The sequence below is a fragment of the Conexibacter sp. W3-3-2 genome, from assembly GCF_009707605.1.
GTDB lineage: Bacteria > Actinomycetota > Thermoleophilia > Solirubrobacterales > Solirubrobacteraceae > Paraconexibacter > Paraconexibacter algicola.
On sequence record NZ_WLYW01000001.1, the window covers coordinates 2820691 to 2842148 of the forward strand.

24 protein-coding genes and 1 pseudogene are annotated in these 21458 nt (G+C 74.0%); 16 read left to right on the plus strand and 9 right to left on the minus strand.

The window, feature by feature from the left end; genetic code table 11:
• The first annotated feature begins 16 nt into the window (after positions 1-16).
• The 3 genes from GKE82_RS13630 (at position 17) to GKE82_RS13640 (ending at position 1821) form a co-directional block, all read left to right on the plus strand.
• A complete protein-coding gene (locus GKE82_RS13630) occupies positions 17-673 on the plus strand; it encodes a DsbA family protein (protein WP_196189228.1) in 657 nt (218 codons plus the stop codon).
• Positions 670-924, plus strand: coding sequence for a hypothetical protein (locus tag GKE82_RS13635; protein WP_154733673.1), 255 nt, complete (start codon positions 670-672; stop codon positions 922-924). Before GKE82_RS13630 ends, GKE82_RS13635 begins: the two co-directional genes overlap by 4 nt.
• 378 nt (positions 925-1302) lie before the next feature.
• Entirely contained in the window at positions 1303-1821 is a 519-nt protein-coding gene (locus tag GKE82_RS13640) for a sugar transferase (RefSeq protein ID WP_309233595.1), read from the plus strand.
• Between the two features lie 27 nt (positions 1822-1848).
• Here GKE82_RS13640 and GKE82_RS13645 read toward each other — a convergent pair whose 3' ends face one another.
• Positions 1849-2253 carry an SRPBCC family protein gene (locus tag GKE82_RS13645; protein ID WP_309233596.1) on the minus strand — a complete coding sequence of 135 codons (405 nt, stop codon included), beginning with the start codon at positions 2251-2253 and terminating at the stop codon, positions 1849-1851.
• Between the two features lie 34 nt (positions 2254-2287).
• Here GKE82_RS13645 and GKE82_RS13650 point away from each other — a divergent pair, with 34 nt between their 5' ends.
• A complete protein-coding gene (locus GKE82_RS13650; RefSeq protein ID WP_154733675.1) occupies positions 2288-3025 on the plus strand; it encodes a 2-oxo acid dehydrogenase subunit E2 in 738 nt (245 codons plus the stop codon).
• Positions 3026-3047: 22 nt separating this feature from the next.
• On the opposite strand, the gene GKE82_RS13655 is transcribed toward GKE82_RS13650, so the two are convergent.
• Entirely contained in the window at positions 3048-3641 is a 594-nt protein-coding gene (locus GKE82_RS13655; RefSeq protein WP_154733676.1) for a hypothetical protein, read from the minus strand.
• Positions 3642-3760: 119 nt separating this feature from the next.
• A complete protein-coding gene (locus GKE82_RS13660) occupies positions 3761-4426 on the minus strand; it encodes a hypothetical protein (protein WP_107567433.1) in 666 nt (221 codons plus the stop codon).
• Between the two features lie 59 nt (positions 4427-4485).
• Between GKE82_RS13660 and lipB the strand changes: the two genes are divergently transcribed.
• Positions 4486-5172, plus strand: coding sequence for a lipoyl(octanoyl) transferase LipB (gene lipB, locus GKE82_RS13665; RefSeq protein ID WP_154733677.1), 687 nt, complete (start codon positions 4486-4488; stop codon positions 5170-5172).
• Between the two features lie 382 nt (positions 5173-5554).
• Here the strand turns inward: lipB and GKE82_RS13670 are convergent, their stop codons facing one another.
• On the minus strand, positions 5555-5920 hold the full coding sequence (locus tag GKE82_RS13670) for a hypothetical protein (RefSeq protein WP_154733678.1): 366 nt from the start codon (positions 5918-5920) through the stop codon (positions 5555-5557).
• Between the two features lie 133 nt (positions 5921-6053).
• Here GKE82_RS13670 and GKE82_RS13675 point away from each other — a divergent pair, with 133 nt between their 5' ends.
• The 3 genes and pseudogenes from GKE82_RS13675 (at position 6054) to GKE82_RS13685 (ending at position 10436) form a co-directional block, all read left to right on the plus strand.
• The gene (locus GKE82_RS13675) at positions 6054-7154 is read left to right on the plus strand and encodes a ferredoxin reductase (RefSeq protein ID WP_154733679.1); all 1101 of its coding nucleotides are present in this window, start codon (positions 6054-6056) and stop codon (positions 7152-7154) included.
• Positions 7151-8384, plus strand: a pseudogene (locus GKE82_RS13680) (fatty acid desaturase family protein). The gene GKE82_RS13675 and the pseudogene GKE82_RS13680 overlap by 4 nt, the downstream one beginning before the upstream one ends.
• A 93-nt stretch (positions 8385-8477) precedes the next feature.
• Entirely contained in the window at positions 8478-10436 is a 1959-nt protein-coding gene (locus GKE82_RS13685; RefSeq protein WP_154733680.1) for a serine/threonine-protein kinase, read from the plus strand.
• Here the strand turns inward: GKE82_RS13685 and GKE82_RS13690 are convergent.
• Positions 10433-11818 (minus strand): glutamate decarboxylase, encoded by a 1386-nt coding sequence (locus GKE82_RS13690; RefSeq protein WP_107567439.1) that lies wholly within the window; start codon positions 11816-11818, stop codon positions 10433-10435. The genes GKE82_RS13685 and GKE82_RS13690 overlap by 4 nt on opposite strands.
• 32 nt (positions 11819-11850) lie before the next feature.
• Complete coding sequence (locus GKE82_RS13695) at positions 11851-12531, minus strand: FHA domain-containing protein (RefSeq protein WP_309233598.1); 681 nt, start codon at positions 12529-12531, stop codon at positions 11851-11853.
• A 96-nt stretch (positions 12532-12627) separates the two neighbouring features.
• On the opposite strand from GKE82_RS13695, the gene lipA reads away from it, so the two are divergent.
• The 7 genes from lipA (at position 12628) to GKE82_RS13730 (ending at position 18365) form a co-directional block, all read left to right on the plus strand.
• Positions 12628-13629, plus strand: a complete 1002-nt coding sequence (lipA, locus tag GKE82_RS13700; RefSeq protein WP_154733681.1) for a lipoyl synthase — start codon at positions 12628-12630, stop codon at positions 13627-13629.
• A gap of 24 nt (positions 13630-13653) precedes the next feature.
• Entirely contained in the window at positions 13654-14421 is a 768-nt protein-coding gene (locus tag GKE82_RS28535) for a rhomboid family intramembrane serine protease (protein WP_309233599.1), read from the plus strand.
• Positions 14421-14603, plus strand: a complete 183-nt coding sequence (locus tag GKE82_RS13710) for a hypothetical protein (protein ID WP_107567442.1) — start codon at positions 14421-14423, stop codon at positions 14601-14603. The genes GKE82_RS28535 and GKE82_RS13710 overlap by 1 nt, the downstream gene beginning before the upstream one ends.
• Entirely contained in the window at positions 14600-15559 is a 960-nt protein-coding gene (locus GKE82_RS13715) for a D-alanyl-D-alanine carboxypeptidase family protein (RefSeq protein ID WP_154733682.1), read from the plus strand. The genes GKE82_RS13710 and GKE82_RS13715 overlap by 4 nt, the downstream gene beginning before the upstream one ends.
• 29 nt (positions 15560-15588) lie before the next feature.
• Positions 15589-15846: a hypothetical protein gene (locus GKE82_RS13720; protein ID WP_107567444.1), complete on the plus strand. Its 258-nt coding sequence runs from the start codon at positions 15589-15591 to the stop codon at positions 15844-15846.
• Positions 15847-15970: 124 nt separating this feature from the next.
• Entirely contained in the window at positions 15971-17185 is a 1215-nt protein-coding gene (locus GKE82_RS13725; RefSeq protein ID WP_309233600.1) for an acyl-CoA dehydrogenase family protein, read from the plus strand.
• Between the two features lie 55 nt (positions 17186-17240).
• Positions 17241-18365: an acyl-CoA dehydrogenase family protein gene (locus tag GKE82_RS13730; RefSeq protein WP_154733683.1), complete on the plus strand. Its 1125-nt coding sequence runs from the start codon at positions 17241-17243 to the stop codon at positions 18363-18365.
• A 114-nt stretch (positions 18366-18479) separates the two neighbouring features.
• Here the strand turns inward: GKE82_RS13730 and GKE82_RS13735 are convergent, their stop codons facing one another.
• Entirely contained in the window at positions 18480-19160 is a 681-nt protein-coding gene (locus GKE82_RS13735; protein ID WP_107567447.1) for a zinc metallopeptidase, read from the minus strand.
• A 90-nt stretch (positions 19161-19250) separates the two neighbouring features.
• On the opposite strand from GKE82_RS13735, the gene GKE82_RS13740 reads away from it, so the two are divergent.
• Positions 19251-19904: a DUF2461 domain-containing protein gene (locus GKE82_RS13740; RefSeq protein WP_154733684.1), complete on the plus strand. Its 654-nt coding sequence runs from the start codon at positions 19251-19253 to the stop codon at positions 19902-19904.
• A 13-nt stretch (positions 19905-19917) separates the two neighbouring features.
• Here GKE82_RS13740 and GKE82_RS13745 read toward each other — a convergent pair whose 3' ends face one another.
• Both GKE82_RS13745 and GKE82_RS13750 read right to left on the minus strand, forming a co-directional pair.
• Complete coding sequence (locus tag GKE82_RS13745) at positions 19918-20832, minus strand: LysR substrate-binding domain-containing protein (RefSeq protein ID WP_158276647.1); 915 nt, start codon at positions 20830-20832, stop codon at positions 19918-19920.
• A 190-nt stretch (positions 20833-21022) separates the two neighbouring features.
• Positions 21023-21454, minus strand: a complete 432-nt coding sequence (locus tag GKE82_RS13750; protein ID WP_107567450.1) for a response regulator — start codon at positions 21452-21454, stop codon at positions 21023-21025.
• Positions 21455-21458: the final 4 nt, after the last annotated feature.

The following is a 21458-nucleotide window of genomic DNA, read 5'->3' on the forward strand; positions in this document are numbered from 1 at the left end:
GTTCGGGTGTCGGACCGTGGATGAGCGGGACGACGACGTGCTCCGGGTGATCCGCCCGCAGGACGGTCCCGCCGCGACGCCCGCGGACGTCGAGTTCGGCGACGGCGTCCGCTTCTACTACGACTTCGCCACGCCGGACAGCTACCTCGCGATCGAGCGGCTCGTGCACACGCTCGGGGTCGTGCCCGAGCTCATCCCCGTCCGCCGGCGCGACCTCGCCGACCCCGCGGCGCTGCGACCCGCCCCGGGGGACGTGGCGGCGCGCAGCGCGATGTCCGACGTCGTCGCGGGCCGGCACCTGCAGCCGCTGCGCTGGCCGGCCGCCTGGCCGTTCGACGACGAGCTGGCGCTGCGGGCGGCGACGTACGCGCGCGGCATCGGCAAGGTGGCGGCGTTCTCGCTCGCGGCGCTGCGCCAGGCCTACGCGGGCGGCGCGGACCTCGGCGCCGAGCAGACCGTGCTGCTGGCGGCGGCCGCCTGTGAGATCCACCCGCGGGCGCTGCTCGTCGGCGTCGGGACGCGGAACGTCGCGGCCGCGCTGGACCGTGCGGGCGAGACGGCGCGCGCCGACGGGGTGCGCGACCTGCCGTCCGTGGTGGTCGGGGACGCGGTGTTCGTCGGCGACGCCGGCCTGGACGCCGCGGCGGCCGCGATCGACGCGTCCGTGGCGTGAGGGCGGGCCGCGCGTACGAGCTGCTCGTGACCCGGGGCGGTCGCGGCTGGCGGCTCCTCGCGCCCCCGGACCGGGTCGACCACCTCGAGGTGGTCGAGATCGACAGCGGCGAGGTCGTCCTCTTCTGGGACTGCCTGCCCGCCGACGCGTCCCGCATGGCACGGGCGCTGCGCGCCGATCTGGCGCAGCTCGAGGCCGACGCGTTCCTCGATCGCTGGACGGCGATCGAGTCGGTCTCCGACCTGCCGTAGCGATCGCACGACGCCGCTGACCGATCGGGGCCCGGCGGGTCCTCCGATCGGTCGACCCGAACCGGCGTTCGGGCCGATGCACCGATGTTCTGTCGGAGGACCGCGGAGCGCCCGCGCAACCGTCCCGTCCGGTGATGGGGCGGGGTCCGCGCGGCGCCGATCCTTTCCCTGCAGGCGAACACCACCGTTCAGCTCCTGGCAGGGAGGACCAGATGCTCACGCTCACCACGACCCTCGACGCACCCCCGACCGCCCCGCGGCACGCCGCGCAGACCGCGCCCGCACCGCAGGCCTCGGCCCTGCGCTTCGCGGTCAAGCACGCCGCCGGCTGGCTCCTGGCGCTCGTCGCCGTCGTGGTGCTCCTGCCGCTCCCTGCTGGTGATCGCCGCCGCGGTCAAGGCCTCCTCCCCCGGCCCGGTCCTCTACCGCCAGCGCCGCGTCGGCCGCGACGGCCGCACGTTCGACATCCTGAAGTTCCGGTCGATGGGGCCCGCCCCCGTCGAGGCGCGCGACTTCCGCCCGACGGCCGGGAGCGCCCCCGGCGGCGTCGAGGGCACCGACCGTCGCACCCCGGTCGGCAAGCTGCTGCGCCGCACCTCGCTGGACGAGCTGCCCCAGCTGCTGAACGTCCTGCGCGGCGAGATGGCGCTCGTCGGGCCGCGGCCGGAGCGCCCCGAGTTCGTCGAGCAGTTCAGCGCCGAGGTCGACCGCTACGCCGACCGCCACCGCGTCCGCGTGGGCATCACGGGCTGGGCGCAGGTGAACGGGCTGCGCGGCCAGACGTCGATCGCCGACCGGGCCGCCGCCGACAACTGGTACGTCGACAACCACTCGCTGTGGCTCGACGTCAAGACGCTCGCGCTGACCGCGCGCGCCGTCTGCCGCGCCGCCGAGTAGCACCGCCCCCGTGGCGCGCGTCGCGGCTCAGCGGCCCGCGGACGGCCGCTCCGCGACCCGCGCGAGGCGACGGACGAGCAGCGCGACCACCGGCCCGTAGGTGCGGGCCAGCAGCGCCTCCACCGGGGCGGGCGCGCGGAGCTGCACGGCGACGACCGCGCCGCGCTCGAGCGGCTCCACGACGTGGTCCATGAGGATCCCGCCGACGTCCCAGGTCCAGCTGCGCCCCGCCTCCACCGCCGTGATGCGCGCGGGGACGGGCACCACGCCGAGCAGCCGCGCGGCGCCGCGCGCGCCCTCGCGCACCTCGGGCTCGCCGAGCCCCCAGGCGCCCCGGACGTGCGGGGCCCAGTCCGACCAGCGGTCGGGCCGGGCGAGCAGCGCCCACGCGGTCGCCGCGTCGGCGGCGGTGTCGGCCTGGTAGCGGAGCACTGCCCGGGATACGCCCCGTACTAGGCTGAGGCTCATGGCCGACCCGCAGCAGACCGCCGCCCCCGCCTCCCCGCCGGCCCCCGGTGTCGGGCTCGCGAAGGGCGAGGTGACCGTGCAGGAGCTGACGCGCGTGCAGCAGCTGATCGCGCGCCGCGCGGCCGAGTCGCGCGCCACGGTCCCGAGCTACGACGTGACGGTCGCGGTCGACGCGGAGGCGCTGCTGGCGCTGCGCGAGCGCCGTCTTGCCGCGCAGGAGCCGGTCCCGACGGTCACCGAGCTCGTCGTGGGGGCGGTCGGTCGCGCGCTGCGGGAGCACCCGCGGCTCAACGGCGCCTACCGCGACGCGCGCGTCGAGCTGCACGAGCGGGTGAACGTCGCGGTCATGGTCGGCACGCCCGAGGCGCTGTACGCGCCCGTGATCGTCGACGCCGACCGCGCGACCGTCGAGGAGATCGGCGACCAGCTGCGCCGCCTGGCCGCGCGGGTCCGGGAGGGCGAGATCGAGGCGCGCGAGCTGAGCGGCGCGACGTTCACGGTCGCGAACCTCGGCATGCACGGGGTGGACCGCTTCGCGGCGGTGATCACGCCGCCGCAGGCCGCGATCCTGTCGGTCGGGGCGGCCGCGCCGCGCGCCGTGGTGCGGGACGGCGCGGTGGTGGCGCGCGCGACGATGGACCTCACGCTCTCGTGCGACCACCGCATCGTCTACGGCGAGCACGCCGCCGCGTTCCTGGCGCGCGTGCGGGACCTGCTGGAGCGCGCGGAGGTCTGAGCGGCCGGGTCGCCCGCCGCGCTCAGCGGCGCGGCTTCAGCGCGTCGAGGATGTCGGAGACCGTGTTGGTGACGCCCTGCACGGTGTCCCCGACGACCTGACCGGTGTCGTCGACGGTCTGCCCGAGGGTCGGGCTGACGGGGTCGAGCTTGGCGCCGACCTCGCTGACGGTGGTGTCGAGCGCGCCACCGAGTCCGGCGCCGACGTCACGGACCACCTCGGTGGCCGGGCGACGGCGGGCGGGCTTCTTCTGCGCGGGCGCGGTCTCGCCGGGCCCGTCCCCCCACTCGCGGGCGGGCATGACGGCGCCGTTGCCCGTCACCTTGCGCGCGGGCCGGCGGGTGACCTCGACGTGCGTGTCGGTCGGCGCCGGGATCGCCTGCGGGACGGCGGTGCGCCGCGGGGCGCGGACGGCCGCGCGGGCGGTCGGCGGGGCCTCCGGGACGACGAGGGCGGTCCGGGCGGCGACGGTGTCGGCCTGCACGGGGACGCCCGCGTCGGCGAGCATCGCGGCGGGCGTGTCGGGCAGCTGCGGGGCGCCACCGGGCCAGCCCTTGAAGGCGACGACGGTGCTGACCGACGCGAGCAGCAGGACGCCCACGAGGACCAGGCTCATGCCGGTTCCCAGGGAGGCGAGGATCACGCGCGTCGGCCGCATCTCCTCGCGTACTCGGCCCGCGCGCGCGGGGGCTTGAGCGTTCGGCCCCGAAGTTGGCGCGATAGCGCTTACGACGTTCAGCCGCCGCCGCGGCGGCCGGGGTTGTCCGGCCCGGCGAACCGGGAGTTCGGCTCCTGGCTCGTGTCGACGCGGATCCCGGGCGGGCTCTGATCGGTCTGCACGAGCAGGCAGAGGTGCTTGGACGGGTCCGGCCCCGGGATGCAGGTCCGGTACAGGTCCGGGCCGGCCATGTAGGTGTCCGCCCGCTCGATGTTCGCGCGGAACTCCGGCGGCGCCTGGTTGGCCACGTAGCGCCGGACCGCGGCGGACTGCGCGGAGAAGTCCTGCTCGCGGTCGACGATGTCGTCGTGGTGCGCGAGGCCGAGGACGAGCAGCAGCGCGGCGAGCGCCCCGAGCAGCCCGGTGCCGGCGCGGTCGACCGCGACGTCCTTCGGCAGACGCGGCACGCGGCGGCGCAGGAGCCAGCCGGCGACCGGGGCGCCGACGGCGACGACCGCGAGGTTGAAGAACCCGCAGAGCAGGAAGGCGGGCAGGACGCCGATGCCCTCGCCGGCGATCGGCCGCCAGTGCAGCATCACGGCCTCGAGCGTGGTAAGCGCGTAGAACGCGGGCCACATCGTGGCGCCGGCGAGACGCCAGCGCAGCCGCGACCGCCAGAGACGCTCGACGGGCTCGTCGTCGAGGTCGTCGTGCAGCGGCGGGTTCGGGGCGGCGTCGGCCACCCGACGAGGGTCGCACACCGGCCGTCGGGCCGCCCACGGCGGTGTGCCACGATCCGTGGATGGGCGAATCGCTGCGCGTCGTGCGACTGGGGACCGTCGAGTACCGCCAGGCCCTGGCGATCCAGGAGCGCCTGCGCGAGGCGCGCCAGGCGGACGAGGTCCCGGACACGCTGCTCGTCCTCGACCACCCGCCGGTGCTGACCGTGGGGCGCCGTCGCGGCGAGGGCGACCTGCCGATGGGCGCCGCCTGGTACCTGGGGAACGGGATCGACGTCGTCGAGGTCAACCGCGGCGGCAAGGTCACCTACCACGGGCCCGGCCAGGTGGTCGGCTATCCGATCATGCGCGTCACCGACGTGGTCGGTCTGGTCCGCGACATGGAGCAGGCGCTGATCGCCGCGCTCGCCACCGAGCACGTGCCGGCGCACAGCCGCACCTGCGAGGGCCCGGACTTCACCGGCGTGTGGGTCGAGGACCGCAAGATCGCGTCGATCGGCGTGCACGTCGCCAAGGGCGTCACGATGCACGGCTTCGCGATCAACGTCAGCAACGACATGCAGCCGTGGAACTGGATCGTGCCGTGCGGCCTGAGCGAGGTCCAGATGACCTCGCTGTACCTGGAGAACGGCCGCCCCGACCGCCTCTCCCCGTTCACGGACGCGATCGTCGCCGCGTTCGCGCAGCGCCTGGACCGCGAGGTCCAGGAGACCGACGCCGCCGCGCTCGGCCAGCTCGTCACCGGCTGATCGGGCGCCCTGGGGCGCGCCGGGGCGCACGGCGCGCCGGGCGCGCCGGGCGGCCGAACTGGGTGATCTGCGTGCCATATCTGGGCTCGGGCTCACCCAGTACCGCGCGGTGCGCGCCGCGTGCCGTCGTACTGGGTGATCTGCGTGCCACATGTGGACCTGCGATCACCCAGAACCGCGGACCCCGCGCCGCGTGCGTGCGCCGGGGCGTGCCCTGACGCCCGCAGAGCCCGAGCGCCATCGCGCGCGCCCGCCGGCCTGCCCGCACGGCCGAACTGGGTGATCTGGATGCCGGATATGGGCCGCAGATCACCCAGAACCGCCCGGGTCGGGCCGGGCGCGCCCCGGCGAACGCGCGTGCTCGCGGCGCCCGCGCGGCGTGCTACTCGCCGGCGTTCGCGGCCGCGACGCCCAGGGCGACCGCGCCGGCGGCGGTGAGGCCGCCGAGGACGGCGGTGGTCTTGGGGAGGCTGCCGTCGCGCCCGCCGAGGACGGCGCTGACGACGTCGGCGGCGTCGGTGAGGACGCCGATCTTGATCCAGGTCGCGCGGGACGGGCCGGTCGTGGCGTTGGTGCCGACCGCGAGCGCGACGTCGCGGGCGCCGAACAGACGGGCCATGTAGGAGGCCTGCGGGTTGGCGTCGACGTCCATGCCGAAGAGCTTGCCGAGGGTGTTGGGGGCGACGAAGGCTCCGACGCCGACGGCGATGCGGAGTCCGGTGAGGATCTGGAGGGGATTCTTGGCCATGGACGCGACCCTAACCGGATGCGCCCACCTCCTGTCTCTATTTGACATGAAACGATGTCACATGATTCCATGACACGTGATGCACGACGCTCCCCGGTTGCTCCCGAACCTCCGACAGGCGTAGCGTCCCGCCATGGTCGAACACGGCGCTGCGCCCAAGATCTCCGGCCTCCGACGACTGCTCGTCGGAGCCGCCCGGACCATCACCACCCCCCTCGTCCCCGACGACTACCTCGGCCTGCTCGACCCGCGCTGGTCCGCGCGCGAGCTCATGGGCACGATCGTGCGCCTCAAGCCCGAGACGCCGGACGCGACGACCGTCGTCGTGAAGCCGTCGTTCCCCTGGCCCGGTCACCGGCCCGGCCAGTACCTGCGCATCGGCGCCGAGCTCAACGGCATCCGCCACTGGCGCGCGTACTCGCTCACGAGCGATCCCGACCATCCCGAGGGCCTCGTGTCGATCACCGTCAAGCACGTGGAGGAGGGCCTCATGTCGCCGTTCTTCACGCGACGCGTCCAGCCCGGCGCCATGGTCTACCTCGGGCAGGTCGAGGGCGAGTTCCGCCTGCCCGACCCGCTTCCGCAGAAGGCGCTCTTCTTCAGCGCCGGCTCCGGCGTCACGCCGATCTGGGCGATGATCCGCGAGCTCGAGCGCCGCGACGGCCTGACCGACGTCGTGCACATCCACTGCGCCCGCGAGCCCGAGACCGTCATCTTCGGCGAGGACCTGCGGCGGATGCACGCCCGCTACCCCGGGTACACGCTGCACGAGCACCTCACCGGACAGGTCCCTCGCATCACCCCCGACACGCTCGCCGAGCTCGTGCCGGACTGGGCGGAGCGCGACACGTTCCTCTCCGGTCCCCGCGAGATGATGGACGTCTTCGAAGACCACTGGAAGACCGTCGGCGACCCCGACCGGCTGAACATGGAGCGCTTCCAGCCGATCATCGGTCGCGGCGACGCGGAGGTCGGGGGCGGCGGGACCGTCCGCTTCCGCGTCACCGACGTCGAGGCCACCTGCGCGCCCGGCGTCTCGATCCTCGTCGGGGGCGAGGAGGCCGGTGGCCTGCTCCCCTACGGCTGCCGCATGGGGATCTGCCACACCTGCGTCGGCCGGCTGCGCGCCGGCCAGGTCCGGGACCTCCGCACGGGCGAGGTCCACGGCGAGCAGGGCCAGACCGTCCGTACCTGCGTCAACGCCCCGGAAGGACACGTGGAGATCGAGCTATGACCACCGCCACCTACACCAGCGACCACCCGAACCATCCGCTGCACCGCCTGACGCCCGAGCAGATCGAGGAGATCGGCGACGCGTTCCAGGCGATCCACGACGAGGTGAAGGCGGACCTCGGCGAGCGCGACGCCCAGTACATCCGCAACCTGATCCTGTTCCACCGCCGCCTCGCCGCCCTCTCGCGGATCGTGCTGATGGCCTCGCGCTACCCCCGGCGTGGGTGCTCGGCACCACGGGACTCAGCGTCGCGAAGATCCTCGAGAACATGGAGATCGGGCACAACGTCCTGCACGGCCAGTGGGACTGGATGAACGACCCGAACATCCACTCCTCGACCTGGGACTGGGACACCGCCTCGACCGCGGAGTCCTGGAAGCACTCGCACAACTACCTGCACCACACGTACACGAACGTCGTCGGCAAGGACAAGGACGTCGGCTACGAGATCATGCGGGTCGACCCCAAGCAGCAGTGGGAGCCGCGGTTCCTCGCGCAGCCGGTCGTGAACGTGCTGCTGATGCTCCTGTTCGAGTGGGGCGTCGCGCTGCACGACCTCGACATCGAGGCGATCCGCAAGGGCAAGAAGGACCCGAAGGAGCTCAAGCGCGAGCTGCGCGGCATCGGTCGCAAGGCCGGCCGGCAGATCCTCAAGGACTACATCGCGTTCCCGGCGCTGAGCGGCCGCAAGGGCTTCAAGGCGACGTTCGCCGCGAACTTCACCGCGAACCTCGTGCGGAACATCTGGTCCAACGCGATCATCTTCTGCGGCCACTTCCCCGACCAGGCGTACACGTTCACCGAGGAGGAGGCGGCGGACGAGTCGCGGGGCGCGTGGTACCTGCGCCAGCTGCTCGGCGCGGCGAACATCGACGGCAGCGACACCTTCCACCTGATGAGCGGCAACCTCAGCTACCAGGTCGAGCACCACCTCTTCCCGGACATGCCGAGCAGCCGCTACAAGGAGATCGCCCCGAAGGTGAAGGCGATCTGCGAGCAGTACGAGCTCCCGTACAACACCGGCCCGTTCCTGCAGCAGTGGCTGATGGTCCAGCGCACGATCCTGCGGCTCGCCTTCCCCGGAGGCGAGGAGCGCCCGAAGGCGCCGCCGTACGTCGCGCCGCCCGAGGTCCAGGACCCGGGCCCGGTCGTCGCGAGCGCGCAGGGCCCGATCCCCGCGTTCCCGTGAGCGGCACGGGGGTGGGTACGGCCCATCCCCTGGGTGGCTGACCGCGGGGTCGGGCGCGCGTAGCGTCCGACCCCGTGGAGTCCCCGCCGCCCGACAGCCATCCGCGCACCGCACCGGAAGTAGGATCCCGGGCCGTGCTGGCCCCCGGGACCGAGATCGCCGGCCATCGCGTCCGGCGCGAGCTCGGGCGCGGCACGACCGCGATCGTGGTGGAGGCCGACCCGCCCGGCGGCGGCGCGCCGGTCGCGCTGAAGGTCCCGCTCTCCGGGACCGCCGACGACCCGACGGTGCGTGCGCGGTTCCTGCGCGGCGCGCGCGCCCAGGCGGCGCTCGCCCATCCGGCGGTCGTGCGCGTGCACGCGGTCGGGGAGAGCCCGGTCCACGGGCCGTGGGTGGCGATGGAGCTCGTGCGTGGCGCGACGCTCGGGGAGCTGCTGGGCGTCGGCGAGCTGCCGGGGGACCGCGCGCTGCGGGTGCTCGAGCAGGTCGCGGGCGCGCTCGACGCCGCGCACGCGGCGGGCGTCGTGCACCGGGACGTCAAGCCGTCCAACGTGCTCGTCGACGGCGACCGCGCGTGGCTGGCGGACTTCGGCCTGGCGCGCGGGGACGAGGACGACGACGCGACCACGCGCGCCGGGGCGGTCATCGGGACGCTGCCCTACCTGGCCCCGGAGCTCGTGCGCGGCGGGCCGCCGTCGGCCGCGGGGGACCGCTACGCGCTCGCGGCGGTCGCGCACCAGCTGCTCGTCGGGGAGACCGTGTTCCCGCGCCCGACGGACGCCGCGATCCTGTTCGCGCACGTCGAGGAGCCGCCACCGGCGGCGAGCGCCCGTCGACCCGCGCTGCCGGCGGCGATCGACGCCGTGCTCGCGCGCGGCCTCGCGAAGGAGCCCGCCGACCGCTTCCCGACCGCGACCGCGTTCACGGACGCGCTGCGCGAGGCGCTGGGCCCCGCGGCGGCGCAGCTGCCGTCCCCGGTGCCCGCGACCCGCGCGGAGGCCTCGACCGTCGACCCGCCGTCGGGGGCCGCCACCGCGGCGTCGGCCCGGGACGAGGGCCCGCCCGCGCACCCCGCGCCGTCGACTGCCGGAGATCGCCGGGACGCGGCCGGCGCGACCCCGCCGCGGCGCGCGCGACCCGGCCGGCGGCTGCTGCTGCTCGGCGCGCTCGCGGCGGCGGGGGCGGCCGCCGGGGTCGTCGTGCTGGTGCCCGCGGAGGACCGTGGTCCCGCCCGGGCCGCCGACGTGGTCCCGCCGGTCGGCAGCGGCCTCGTGGCGATCGGCAGCGCGCTCGACGGACCGGCCGAGGAGCTGCGGGGCCGCGACTGCCGCGACCGGGTCCCGTCGGGCAGCTCGCCGGCGTGCACGGTGCTGCAGACCGAGCTGCCGGGCCGCCGGACCGTCGTGCCGACGACCGGCGCGATCCGCGCGTGGACCGTCCGCGGCGCGCGCGGCGAGCTGGTCCTGCAGGTGCTGCGCCGGCGGGGCGGCGAGATCTTCCAGGTCTTCCGCTCGCAGCCCACGGTCGTCCCCGACACCGGCGTGCACCGCTACCCGCTGGCGCTGCCCGCGCTGGCCGGGGACCTCGTCGCGCTCGCGGTCCTGCCGGGCGCCCGGGTCGGGTTGCGGCCCGCGGCGGGCGCGCGGACCGAGCGGTGGTTCGGCCCGGTGAGCGCCCAGACCGGTCCCGGCCGGACGACGGGGTTCGCCTACGACGTGCAGCTGCGCGTCGAGCTCGAGCGCGGCGCGACGGTGCCCCCGCCGCGGCTGCTCGTCGGCGCGGAGGCGGCCCGGGCGCGCGCGGGCCGGGAGGTCGCCGCCTCCGAGACGCGCCTGCCGGACGGTCGCCGCGTGCGCGTCGCGCTCGTCGAGGTGGGAGGCGCGGTGGTCGTGGACCTCTTCCGCGGCGGGGTGCGCCGCGCGCGCAGCGTCGTGCCCGACCTGCGGCCCGGCGGTGAGGTCGTCGAGTTCAAGGCGTTCGAGTCCCCGGGCAACGACAGCCAGCTGAACGTCGGCTGGCGCAACCCGGGCACGCGCAGCGACATCGCCCACTACTTCGGGCTGCTCGCCGAGTCGCTGGAGTACTACAGCTAGTGGTGGAACGCGGTCGGCTCCCCGCCGACCGCGCCGCGCCCGGAGAGCGCGGCGACGACCTCGCCGAGGTGCTCGACGAGCTTGGCGGCGAGCTCGGGACCGAAGCCGTTGCGGACGACGACGCGCAGCACGGCGAGGTCCTGCAGGCCCTCCGGGAACGTGTACGCGGGCACGAGCCACCCGTACTGCCGCAGCCGGGCGGACACGTCGTAGACGTCGAAGGCCGTCTCCCCCTCGCGGATGCGCACCGCGAAGACGGGCAGCTCGCTGCCGTCGGACACGAGCTCGAACGGCTCGATCTCCGCGATCCGCGCCGCCATCCAGGTCGCGGTGTCACGCGAGGCCTGCTGCACGCGCCGGTAGCCCTCGAATCCGAGCCGCAGCAGCTCGTAGTACTGGGCGACGACCTGGGCCCCGGGGCGCGAGAAGTTCAGGCCGTAGGTCGGCATGTCGCCGCCGAGGTAGTTGACGTGGAAGACGAGCTCCTCCGGGAGCGCGTCGCGGCTGCGCCACACCGCCCAGCCGACCCCGGGGTAGACGAGCCCGTACTTGTGGCCGGACGCGTTGATCGACCGCACGCGCGGGACGCGGAAGTCCCAGAGCAGGTCGGGGTCCAGGAACGGGGCGACGAACCCGCCGGAGGCGGCGTCGACGTGCACCGGCACGTCCAGGCCCGTCTCGTCCTCGAGCGCGTCGAGCATCGCGGCGATCTCGGCCACCGGCTCGTAGCTGCCGTCCATGGTCGAGCCGAGGATCGCGACGACGCCGATCGTGTGCTCGTCCACGAGCGGCCGGGCGCTGTCGGCGTCGAGGTGGGTGCGGCCGGGGGCCAGCGGGGCCTGGCGCGCCTCGACGTCGAAGTAGCGGCAGAACTTCTCCCAGCAGACCTGGACGTTGGCGCCCATCACGAGGTTCGGTCGCTCCACGGACGCGCCGGCGGCGCGGCGCCGCGCCTCCCAGTGGCGCTTGAACGCGAGGCCGGCGAGCATGCACGCCTCGGAGGATCCGAGCGTCGAGCAGCCCGTGGCGCCCTCGCCGTCCGGGCGGGTCGGGGCGTTCCACAGGCCGGCGATCATGCTGACGCAGCGCGCCTCGATCTCCGCGGTGAGCGGGTACTCGTCCTTGTCGATCATGTTCTTCTCGTGGCACTCGGCCATGAGCCGGGCGGCCTGCGGCTCCATCCACGTCGTCACGAACGTCGCGAGGTTGAGCCGGGCCTGCCCGTCGAGCAGCAGCTCGTCGTGCACGACGCGATAGGCGGTCTCGGGGTCCATCTCGCCGTCCGGGAGGCGGTGGCGCGGGAGCCGGTCGGCGCCTCCGGGCGGGGCGTGCTGGGGACGCACGGAGAGCGGCGGGGCGTCGGGCCGGTGGGCGTGGAGCATGGGCGCGACGCTACCGGTCGGGCGCTGCGTGCTCAGCCGGGCGGGGCGAGGTCCGCGGCGCGGACGAGACCGGTGGCGAGCGCGCGCCGCGCGAGCTCGGCGCGCTTGCGGTTCTGCGGCAGCTCCTCGACCCCGAGCTTCTGGAACAGCGACCGCAGTTGCGTCTTGACGCCGGGGATGGAGAGGACGAGCTCGTCGGCGATCTCCTGGTTGGACGCGGGCGACGCGACGCCGCCACTGGCGGCCGCCCACGGGCGGCACAGCGCGACGAGCACCCGGTGCTCGGCGGGCGTGAGCTTCGCGGCACCGGCGGTGTCCTGGGCCTGGACGGTCTCGACCGCCTGCTGCGCGGGGGCGCGGACGACGAGCACGGTGCGCCCGATGCGCACGAGATCACCGGGCTCCAGCGCCCGGCGTCCGGTGACGCGGTCGGGGCCGACGAAGGTGCCGTTGCGGCTGAGGCCGTCGTCGACGACGGTCCAGCGCGCGGCGACGCGCTCGAGTCGCGCGTGCGAGCGCGAGACCTCCGGGTCCCAGTCGACGGTAACGTCGTTCTCGACCGCGCGCCCGATCGTGACGAGGTCCCCGTCGAGCGCGTGGAAGACCAGGCGGGCGTCCCCGGCGCGGTAGGCGAGGTACGGCACGCCGCCGCGGTCCGCGGCCAGCACCGCGGACAGCTCGCTCGCGGTCAGCTGGTAGGGCCCGAGCGCCACGGCCCGCATCATCGCGCAGCCCGGCGCCGTCGTGGGCGCGCCGACACCGGATCGAGACCCGGGGCCGCCGACGGGCGATCTGTAGCCTGGATGGCGATGGCCACGACGCCGAAGACGACCGACGACCGGCACCTCTCGACGCGCTCGCGGCGCAACCCGGGCGGCATCGACGTGGTGCAGTTCCTGGGCAGCGAGGGCGTCCCGATCCGCGAGCGCAAGCCGCCGTGGTTCAAGGTCCCGGCACCGGGCTCGCCGCGGTACCTCGAGCTGCGCCAGCAGATCAAGGACGAGGACCTCCACACGGTCTGCCAGGAGGCCGCGTGCCCGAACATCGGGGACTGCTGGGAGCGCGGCACGGCGACGTTCATGATCCACGGCGACACGTGCACGCGGCGCTGCGGCTTCTGCAACGTGCGGACCGGCAAGCCGACGTGGAACGACCCGCTGGAGCCGGCGCGGGTGGCGCGCTCGATCGCGAAGATGGGCCTGCGTCACGCGGTCATCACGAGCGTCGACCGCGACGACCTGCCGGACTACGGTGCCGGCATCTGGGCGGCGACGATCCGCCAGGTCCGCAAGCAGGCGCCGCGCTGCAAGATCGAGGTGCTGACCCCGGACTTCCGCGGGGCGGACATGCCGCTGGCGCGCGTGATCAACGAGGGTCCGGACGTCTTCAACCACAACGTCGAGGTCGTGCCGCGCCTGTACCCGATCGCGCGTCGCGGGTCGACGTGGGAGCGCTCGACGCGCGTGCTGCGGACCGCGAAGTTCTACGGCGGCGACCGGCTCTCGACGAAGTCCGGCCTGATGGTCGGGTTCGGGGAGACGGTCGACGAGGTCGTCGAGACGCTGAAGCTCCTGCGCGAGGCCGAGGTGCAGATCATCACGGTCGGCCAGTACCTGCGGCCGACCGAGCGGCACCTGCCGGTGATCCGCTACTGGCACCCGGACGAGTTCAAGGAGGTCGAGGAGCGCGGCATGGCGCTGGGCTTCGACCACGTCGCGTCCGGGCCGCTGGTGCGCTCCAGCTACCACGCCGACCTGCACGTCCAGCAGGACGAGCCGGGCGTCGGCCCGGTCGCTGCCGCCTCCGCGTAGCGCGCCCCGTACCCTCCCGGAGCGGTGTTCCCGCTCAAGGACAACATCCCGACCGACCGGCTGCCGGTCGTCACGCTGACGCTGATCGCGCTCAACGTGCTCGTGTACCTGCTGCTGCAGCGGCCGGGGTCGATCCTCGGGGATCCCGACCAGCAGTTCATCGTCGACTGGGGCGCGATCCCCTACGAGTTCAGCCACCCGGGCGACCAGTGCGGGATCCTCGGCTCGCAGCTCGTGTGCGACGGACCGGGCGTCGAGGTCACCGGCCCGCCGACCGTCCTGACCGCGTTCAGCTCGATGTTCCTGCACGGGGGCCTGCTGCACCTCGCCGGGAACATGCTGTTCCTCTGGATCTTCGGGAACAACGTGGAGGACGCGATGGGCCGCGCCCGGTTCGTCGCCTTCTACCTGCTCGGCGGCCTCGCCGCGCTGGGCCTGCAGATCGCGGTCGGCCCGGACGAGATCGTCCCGACGGTCGGGGCGTCCGGGGCGGTCGCCGGGGTGCTCGGCGGCTACATCCTGCTGTATCCGCGCGCCCGGGTCGTCACCCTGATCTTCATCGTCTTCTTCTTCACGATCATCGAGCTGCCCGCGACCCTGATCCTCGGCTTCTGGTTCTTCCAGCAGATCGCGTTCGGCGCCCTGGACCTGACGAACCCGACCGGGGGTGGCGGCGGGGTCGCGTACTTCGCGCACATCGGCGGCTTCCTGTTCGGGCTCGTCGCGATCCGCCTGTTCGCGACCCGCGTGAAGGATCTGCCCTTCGGGGGCGCGAAGTACCCGGTGTACTGATGTCCAACGAGCACCGCACCGTCCTCGGCCTCGCCCTCGCGTTCACGCTGCTGCTCGGCGTGTTCACGATCGCCGACCTCGTCGACACCGGCCCCACGCCGCTGTCGCTCGTGTCGCTGATCGTCCTGGCGATGTTCGCCTTCGGGATCATCGGCGCGCTGCGCCAGCCACCGGACCGGTGAGACGGCGCCCGCTGGTCCTCCTGCTCACCGCCGGCCTGGCGCTGGGCGGCTGCGGCCTGCTCGACGACGGGCCGCGCACGCCCGCGGTCGTGACCCCGGCGGTCCCGGCGCTGCCGCTGACGCCCCCGCAGGAGGCCAACGGCGCGCTGCTGGTGGACGGGGGCCCGAAGGCGCTGGACCTGCGCCTGGACGCGACGGCGATGGATCCCGTCCGCGTGGCGTTCAAGCGGCCGCCCGCGGCGGGCCTGCTCGTCGACATCGACAGCGGCGAGGTGCTCTGGCGGCTGCGGCCGGTGACCCCGCTGCCGATCGCGTCGCTGACGAAGATCATGACCGCGGTGCTGACCGCGGAGCGGACGGACGCCGACGAGAAGGTGCGGATCTCCGCACGGGCGCGCAACGTCGAGGGCTCGAAGATCGGGATCCTCCCGAAGAAGCAGCGGGTGCGCCTGGAGACGCTGCTCAACGGCCTGATGCTCGTGTCGGGGAACGACGCGGCCGTCGCGCTGGCCGAGCACGTCTCCGGGACGGAGGCGGCGTTCGTCGCGCAGATGAACGAGCGGGCGAAGGAGGAGCGGCTGGCCTGCACGGCGTTCGCGTCGGCGAGCGGGATCGTCGACGAGGGCAACCGGTCGTGCGCCGTCGACCTGGCGGCGATGGCGAAGCTCGCGCTCGACCAGCCGCGCGTGGCGCGGATCATGAAGCGGCGCCGCGCGGTGCTGCCGTTCCCGACGAAGGGCGGCCGCATCTACCTGTACGGCCACAACTACCTGATCCGGGACGGCTACCCGGGCGCGCTGGGCGTGAAGACCGGGTACACGGACGCGGCGGGCCGCTGCTTCGTCGGGGCGGCGGAGCAGAACGGCCGTCGTCTGGTCGTCGTGCTGCTGCACTCCCCCGACCCGGGCAGGCAGGCGACGCAGCTGCTCAACCGCGGGTTCTCGCTCGGCACGTAAGTTCCGTCGGCGGCCGCGGTTGGGGGGACATGACCATCACCCACACCATCCGCTCCGCCGCCGCCGTCCTCGTGACCGCCGCGGCGCTCGCCGCTCCTGCCGCCGACGCCGCCCCCCGCCCGGTGGGCGGGCTGAGCGCCGGCCCCGTCCAGCCCCAGGTGACCTGGGACCACGCGAAGTGGAAGCAGTGCTGGACGCTGTCCTACGCGCAGGGACGCCAGGACGGGCTCTCCCCGAACGGGGCGACGGCGTACGCCGACCTCGTCTGCGGCGACCCGCCGAAGTGACCCGGAGCGGGCGCCGCCGGACCCCCGGCGGCGCACTTCCAGAACAGGCGCTCTGTCGCTCGTTGGCGCCGTGCCAACAGTGCTACGGTCCCTCCTGACTGACCAGTCGACCAAGGAGAACAGGGTGGATCTGAACGACACCCCCGAGCAGGCCGCGTTCCGCGCCAAGGTGCGCGACTGGCTCGAGGCGAACAAGGCCGACGCCCCGCCCGCCGGCGGCGACAGCGGTGACACGGCCTACATCGACAGCCGCCGCGCCTGGCAGCGCAAGCTCGCCGAGAACGAGCTCGCCGGCCTCACGTGGCCGAAGGAGTTCGGCGGCCAGGGCCTCGGCCCGATCGAGCAGGTCATCGCCAACCAGGAGATCGCCGCCGCCGGCGTCCCCGGCATCCTCGACGTCATCGGCATCGGCATGATGGGCCCGACCCTCATCGCCCACGGCACCGACGACCAGAAGGCGAAGTACCTCGGCCCGATGCTCCACGCCGACGAGGTCTGGTGCCAGCTGTTCAGCGAGCCCGCCGCCGGCTCGGACCTCGCCGCGGTGCAGACCCGCGCGAAGGACAACGGCGACGGCACGTACACGCTCAACGGGCAGAAGGTCTGGACGACGTACGCGCAGTTCGCCTCCTACGGGATGCTGCTCGCGCGCACCGACCCCGAGCAGCACAAGCACAAGGGCCTGACGATGTTCGTCATCGACATGAACACGCCGGGCATCACCGTGCGCGGCCTGCGGCAGATCACCGGGGAGGCCGAGTTCAACGAGGTCTTCCTCGACGACGTCGTCGTCCCGGCCGAGAACATCGTCGGCCAGGTCAACGGCGGCTGGGCCACCGCGCTCACCGTCCTGATGTTCGAGCGGCTCACGATCGGCCTCGGCTCCGAGGGCTTCGGCTACCGCGCCGACCGCTTCGCGACCGCGCTGGCCAACGACGCGGCCGCCGCCAAGGACCCGACGACCCGCAAGCGGCTCGGCGAGATCTCGACCGAGCTGCTCGCCGTGCGCTTCAACGGCTACCGGACACTGACCGCGCTGGCGAAGGGCCAGATCCCCGGCCCGGAGGCCGGGCTGGCGAAGGTCACGACCGTCAACGCGGCCATCGCGGCGGGCGACCTGCTCGCCGACGTGATCGGCCCCGACGCGCTCTCCGAGGAGAGCGAGTGGTACCACATGATCTCGTTCCTCCCGGGCCTGAAGTCCGCGGGCGGCACCGAGGCGATCCTGCGCAACACGATCGGCGAGCGCGTGCTCGGCCTGCCCCCGGAGCCGCGGCTCGACAAGGGCATCCCGTTCAGCGAGCTGCGCGCCAAGGAGAAGGAGGCCGTGACGGCATGACCGGGCGTCATCGATCGACAGCAGCTGGCGACGACACGAAGGGCGGTCCGTCCCGATGAACCTCGCACTGAGCGACGAGCAGGAGTTCCTGCGCGAGGCGGCGCGCGGCGCGCTGTCGCGCTTCAAGACCGTCGAGGCCGCGCGTGACGCGCTCGAGGGCACGCCGCTGCCCGACCTCTGGACGGTGGCCAAGGACGCCGGCTGGCCCGGCCTCCTCGTCTCCGAGGAGCACGGCGGCGCCGGCCTCGGCGTGTTCGACGCGCTGCTCGTCGCGGAGGAGACCGGTCGCGTGCTCGCGGCCGTCCCGTTCCTCGGCGTGCTCCCGGCGACGCTGATCCTCGACGCCGCCGGCCACGGCGACGTGCAGGCCGCCGCGTCCGGGGAGACCCGGGTCGCGTACGTGCCCGCGCGCCCGCCGAGCGCGACGGTGGACGGCTGGACCGTCGATCCGGCGCGCGGCAAGGCCCGCCCGGCGGCGCCCGCCGCGACGGTAGACGGCGACACGGTGACGCTGAGCGGCACGGTCGCCTGGGTCCCGGACGCCCCGGAGGCCGACCTGCTGGTGGTCGTCGGCGTGACCGCCGACGGTGCGCCGGTGGCGGCCGCGGTGCCCGCGTCGGCCGCGCAGGTCGACACGGTCGCCGGGTACGACGCGACGCGTGCGCTGGCGCACGTCACGCTCGACGGGGCGCAGGGCGACCTGCTCGACGTCGACGAGGAGGTCCTGCACCGCGCCTGGTACCTCGCGCACGCGATCCTCGCCGCGGAGGCGATCGGCACGATCGCCACGACGCTCGACATGAGCGTCCAGTACGCGAAGGAGCGGTTCACGTTCGGCCGCGCGATCGGCTCCTACCAGTCGATCAAGCACGAGCTCACCGAGGTCCTGCGGACCCTGGAGAACGCGCGCTCGCTGCAGTTCTACGCAGGCTACGCGGGCGAGTCCAAGCAGGACGAGTTCGCCCTCGCGGCCTCCGCGTTCCGCTCGGCGGCGGGCACGGCGCTCGACCACGCGGCACGCTCGAACATCAACGTGCACGGCGGCATCGGGGCGACGTGGGAGCACGACGCGCCGCTGTACTTCCGCCGTGCGCAGCTCGCCCGCCGGCTGCTCGGCGGCACCGGCGACGCGACCGATCGCGTCGCCGACGAGCTCCTGAAGTCCGCCGCGGCGGCCTGACGGTCCCGGCTCTGCCGCCGCGCCCGGGAGAGCTCCCGGCGCGGCGGCGGTGGGGTGTCGCGTCGCCCTCCGCCCCGCGCGATCGCGCGCAGGGCGGGTCACGGGCGAGACGTCTCAGTCCTGCAGGTAGGCGAGGACGAAGTAGATGAGCTGCGACAGGGCGGCGATCGCACCGACCACGTAGGTCATGGCGGCCGCGGTCAGCACCTTGCGGGTGCCGCTGCGCTCCACGTCGGTGACGAGCCCCATGCCGGCGAGCTGCACCTGGGCGCGGCGCGACGCGTCGAACTCGACGGGCAGCGTCACGAAGTGGAACAGCACGGCGACGGCGTAGAGCGCGATCGCGACCTGGATGAGGCCGATCGCGTTCATGAACGCACCGGCGAGCAGCAGGAAGATCCAGGTGGACGAGGCGAACGCGACCGCGGGGAAGAGCGCGGAGCGCACCTGCATCGGCGCGTAGGCCTTGTCGTGCTGGATCGCGTGCCCGACCTCGTGCGCGGCGACCGCGGCAGCCGCGATCGACCGGCCGGCGAAGACGGGCTCGGACAGGAAGACGCCGCGCGAGCGCGGGTCGTAGTGGTCGCTCAGGGGACCACCGGGCGACGGGTGGACGGGAACGCCGTGCAGGCCGTTGGCGTCGAGGATCCGGCGCGCGACCTCCTCGCCGGTCATGCCCGACTGCACGCCGATCTCGCTGTTCGTCGCGAACGTCCGCTTCAGCCACCACTGGGCGGCGAGGCCCAGGACGAGCGCGGGGACGAGGAAGACGAGGTACATCACGATGCCATCCATGAGTCGATGGTACGTCCGGTCGGTCGGGCTTCAGGAACGTTTTAGGAGGTCCAGCCGATCGGACCCCCACCGATCGGTAGCGTGGTCGCGATGCCCGAGTTCACCGGCTTCCCGCCCGCGGCGATCGCGTTCCTGGAGGACCTCGAGGCACACAACGACCGCGACTGGTTCAAGGCCAACCGCGACCGCTACGACGACCATCTGGTGGCTCCGGCGCTCGCCCTCGGCCGGGACCTCGCGCGGTTCGGCCCGGTGCGCCTGTTCCGGCCGTACAACGACACGCGGTTCCATCCGCGCCCGCCGATCAAGGAGCACATCGGCATCCCGTTCGGGTTCGAGGGCGGGATCGGCTGCTACGTCGAGCTGAGCCTCGACGGGCTGCTCGTCGCGGCGGGCATCTACCGCGTCGAGAAGGACCAGGTCGCCCGGCTGCGCGAGGCGGTGGCCGACGACCGCACGGGTCCGGCGCTCGTGCGGGCGCTGGGGAAGGCGCGGCGCGCGGGCCTCGAGCCGCAGGACCCGGACCTCGTGCGCGTGCCGCGCGGCTACGACGCCGATCACCCGCGCGCCCCGCTGCTGCGCCATCGCCGGCTGGTGGTCGGCCACCGGGAGGCGACGCTGTCGGACTGGCTGCACACCGCGGAGGCGGGCGAGCGGATCGGTGCGTGGCTGGACGCGGCCGCCCCCACGGTCCGCTGGCTGCGCGAGCACGTCGGGCCGCCGCGGACGGGCGCGCCGGCCTGACCGCGCGGCGCGGTCAGAGGCGGCCGTCGCGCGCGGCGCGGACGGCCTCGACGAACGAGGCGACGACCGGGGACGTGTCCCGTTTGCGGAACGCGACGGCGAGCTCGACGCGCGGGGCGGGGCCGACGATGTCGCGGTAGACGACGTCGTGGCGGTCGAGCGCGCGGACGGACGCGGGCACGAGCGACACGCCGAGCCCGCTGGCGACGAGCCCGACGACGGTCTGCAGGCCCTCGGCCTCCTGGACGACCAGCGGGGCGGCGCCCTCGGCGGCGAGCGCGCGCTGGATCGCGTCGTGCTGGCCGGGCGCCGCGGCGGCGGAGAGCTGCACGAACCGCTCGCGCCGCAGGTGCACGAGGGTGAGCGACGGCATGCCGACGAGGTGATGGTCCTGGGGCAGCACGACGACGACGGGCTCGTCGGCGAAGTGCTCGATCTCGATGCCCTCGGCGGACACGGGCGGGCGCAGGAAGCCGACGTCGATCTCGCCGTGGACGAGGCCGTCGACCTGGGCGGCGGTGCCGAGCTCGCGCAGCGTGAGGTGGACGCCGAGGTGCTCGGTGCGGAACCGGCGCAGCACGTCGGGCACGCGGCCGTACATGGCGGAGCCGACGAAGCCGATCGACAGGCGGCCGAGCTCGCCGCGGTCGGCGCGGCGGGCGACGTCGACCGCCTGGTCCATGGCGGCGAGCACGGCGCGCGCCTGCTCGAGGAACGCCTGCCCGGCGACGGTGACCTCGACGCCGCGCCGGTTGCGGATGAGCAGCTCGACGCCGAGGGCCTCCTCGAGCGTCTTGATCTGCTGGCTCAGCGGCGGCTGGGACATGTGCAGGCGCTCCGCGGCACGCCGGAAGTGGCGCTCCTCGGCGACGGCCACGTAGGAGCGCAGGTGACGCAGCTCGATGCGGTGCGGGGCGGGCTCGATCACGGGCGTGCCCCCCAACGCAACAGGGCCACTCCGAGAAGTGGCCCTGACGTACTACGAGGGAGGAGAGGGTGCAACTCGGCGATCACCAGGATATGAGGGCGACCGCTGGTTTGAAGTTGCTCGGCAAGCCTACGGCGAAGGTGCACGCATCTCCAATATCAGATCCGGACCCTGTGAGAGGCCTGGCGTATCAGTCGCGGGCGGGGATGACGGCGTCCAGCCAGAACGACCGCAGCGCCAGGATCCGGCGACGGAACTCGCCGGGATCGAGCGCCTTCTGCACGTAGCAGTTCGCGCCCCCGCGGTACGCGGCGTGCACGTCCCCGGGACTGCCGGAGGTGGTGAGGATGATGATCGGCAGCACCCGCAGCGCGTCGTCGGCCTTGACGTGCTCGAGCACCTCGCGGCCGTCGGTGCCCGGCAGGTTGAGGTCGAGGACCACCAGGCCGGGGGCGGCGACCTCCGCGTAGGCGCCGCGGCGGAACAGGTAGTCGAGCGCCTCGTCCCCGTCGACGCAGCGGTCGACCCGCAGGTCGGGCTCGACCGCGTGGAACGCGCGGACGAGCGCCTCGAAGTCCTCGTCGCTGTCCTCGACCGCGAGGATCGTGCTGTACGCCGCCACCGCC

Bases quoted from the DNA above. Each gene is read 5' to 3' on its own strand.
- GKE82_RS13650 (WP_154733675.1), top strand. From the start codon at position 2,288: ATGGCCGACCCGCAGCAGACCGCCGCCCCCGCCTCCCCGCCGGCCCCC.
- GKE82_RS13655 (WP_154733676.1), bottom strand. From the start codon at position 3,641: ATGAGCCTGGTCCTCGTGGGCGTCCTGCTGCTCGCGTCGGTCAGCACC.
- lipB (WP_154733677.1), top strand. From the start codon at position 4,486: ATGGGCGAATCGCTGCGCGTCGTGCGACTGGGGACCGTCGAGTACCGC.
- GKE82_RS13670 (WP_154733678.1), bottom strand. From the start codon at position 5,920: ATGGCCAAGAATCCCCTCCAGATCCTCACCGGACTCCGCATCGCCGTC.
- GKE82_RS13675 (WP_154733679.1), top strand. From the start codon at position 6,054: ATGGTCGAACACGGCGCTGCGCCCAAGATCTCCGGCCTCCGACGACTG.
- GKE82_RS13690 (WP_107567439.1), bottom strand. From the start codon at position 11,818: ATGCTCCACGCCCACCGGCCCGACGCCCCGCCGCTCTCCGTGCGTCCC.
- lipA (WP_154733681.1), top strand. From the start codon at position 12,628: ATGGCCACGACGCCGAAGACGACCGACGACCGGCACCTCTCGACGCGC.
- GKE82_RS13710 (WP_107567442.1), top strand. From the start codon at position 14,421: ATGTCCAACGAGCACCGCACCGTCCTCGGCCTCGCCCTCGCGTTCACG.
- GKE82_RS13720 (WP_107567444.1), top strand. From the start codon at position 15,589: ATGACCATCACCCACACCATCCGCTCCGCCGCCGCCGTCCTCGTGACC.
- GKE82_RS13730 (WP_154733683.1), top strand. From the start codon at position 17,241: ATGAACCTCGCACTGAGCGACGAGCAGGAGTTCCTGCGCGAGGCGGCG.
- GKE82_RS13735 (WP_107567447.1), bottom strand. From the start codon at position 19,160: ATGGATGGCATCGTGATGTACCTCGTCTTCCTCGTCCCCGCGCTCGTC.
- GKE82_RS13740 (WP_154733684.1), top strand. From the start codon at position 19,251: ATGCCCGAGTTCACCGGCTTCCCGCCCGCGGCGATCGCGTTCCTGGAG.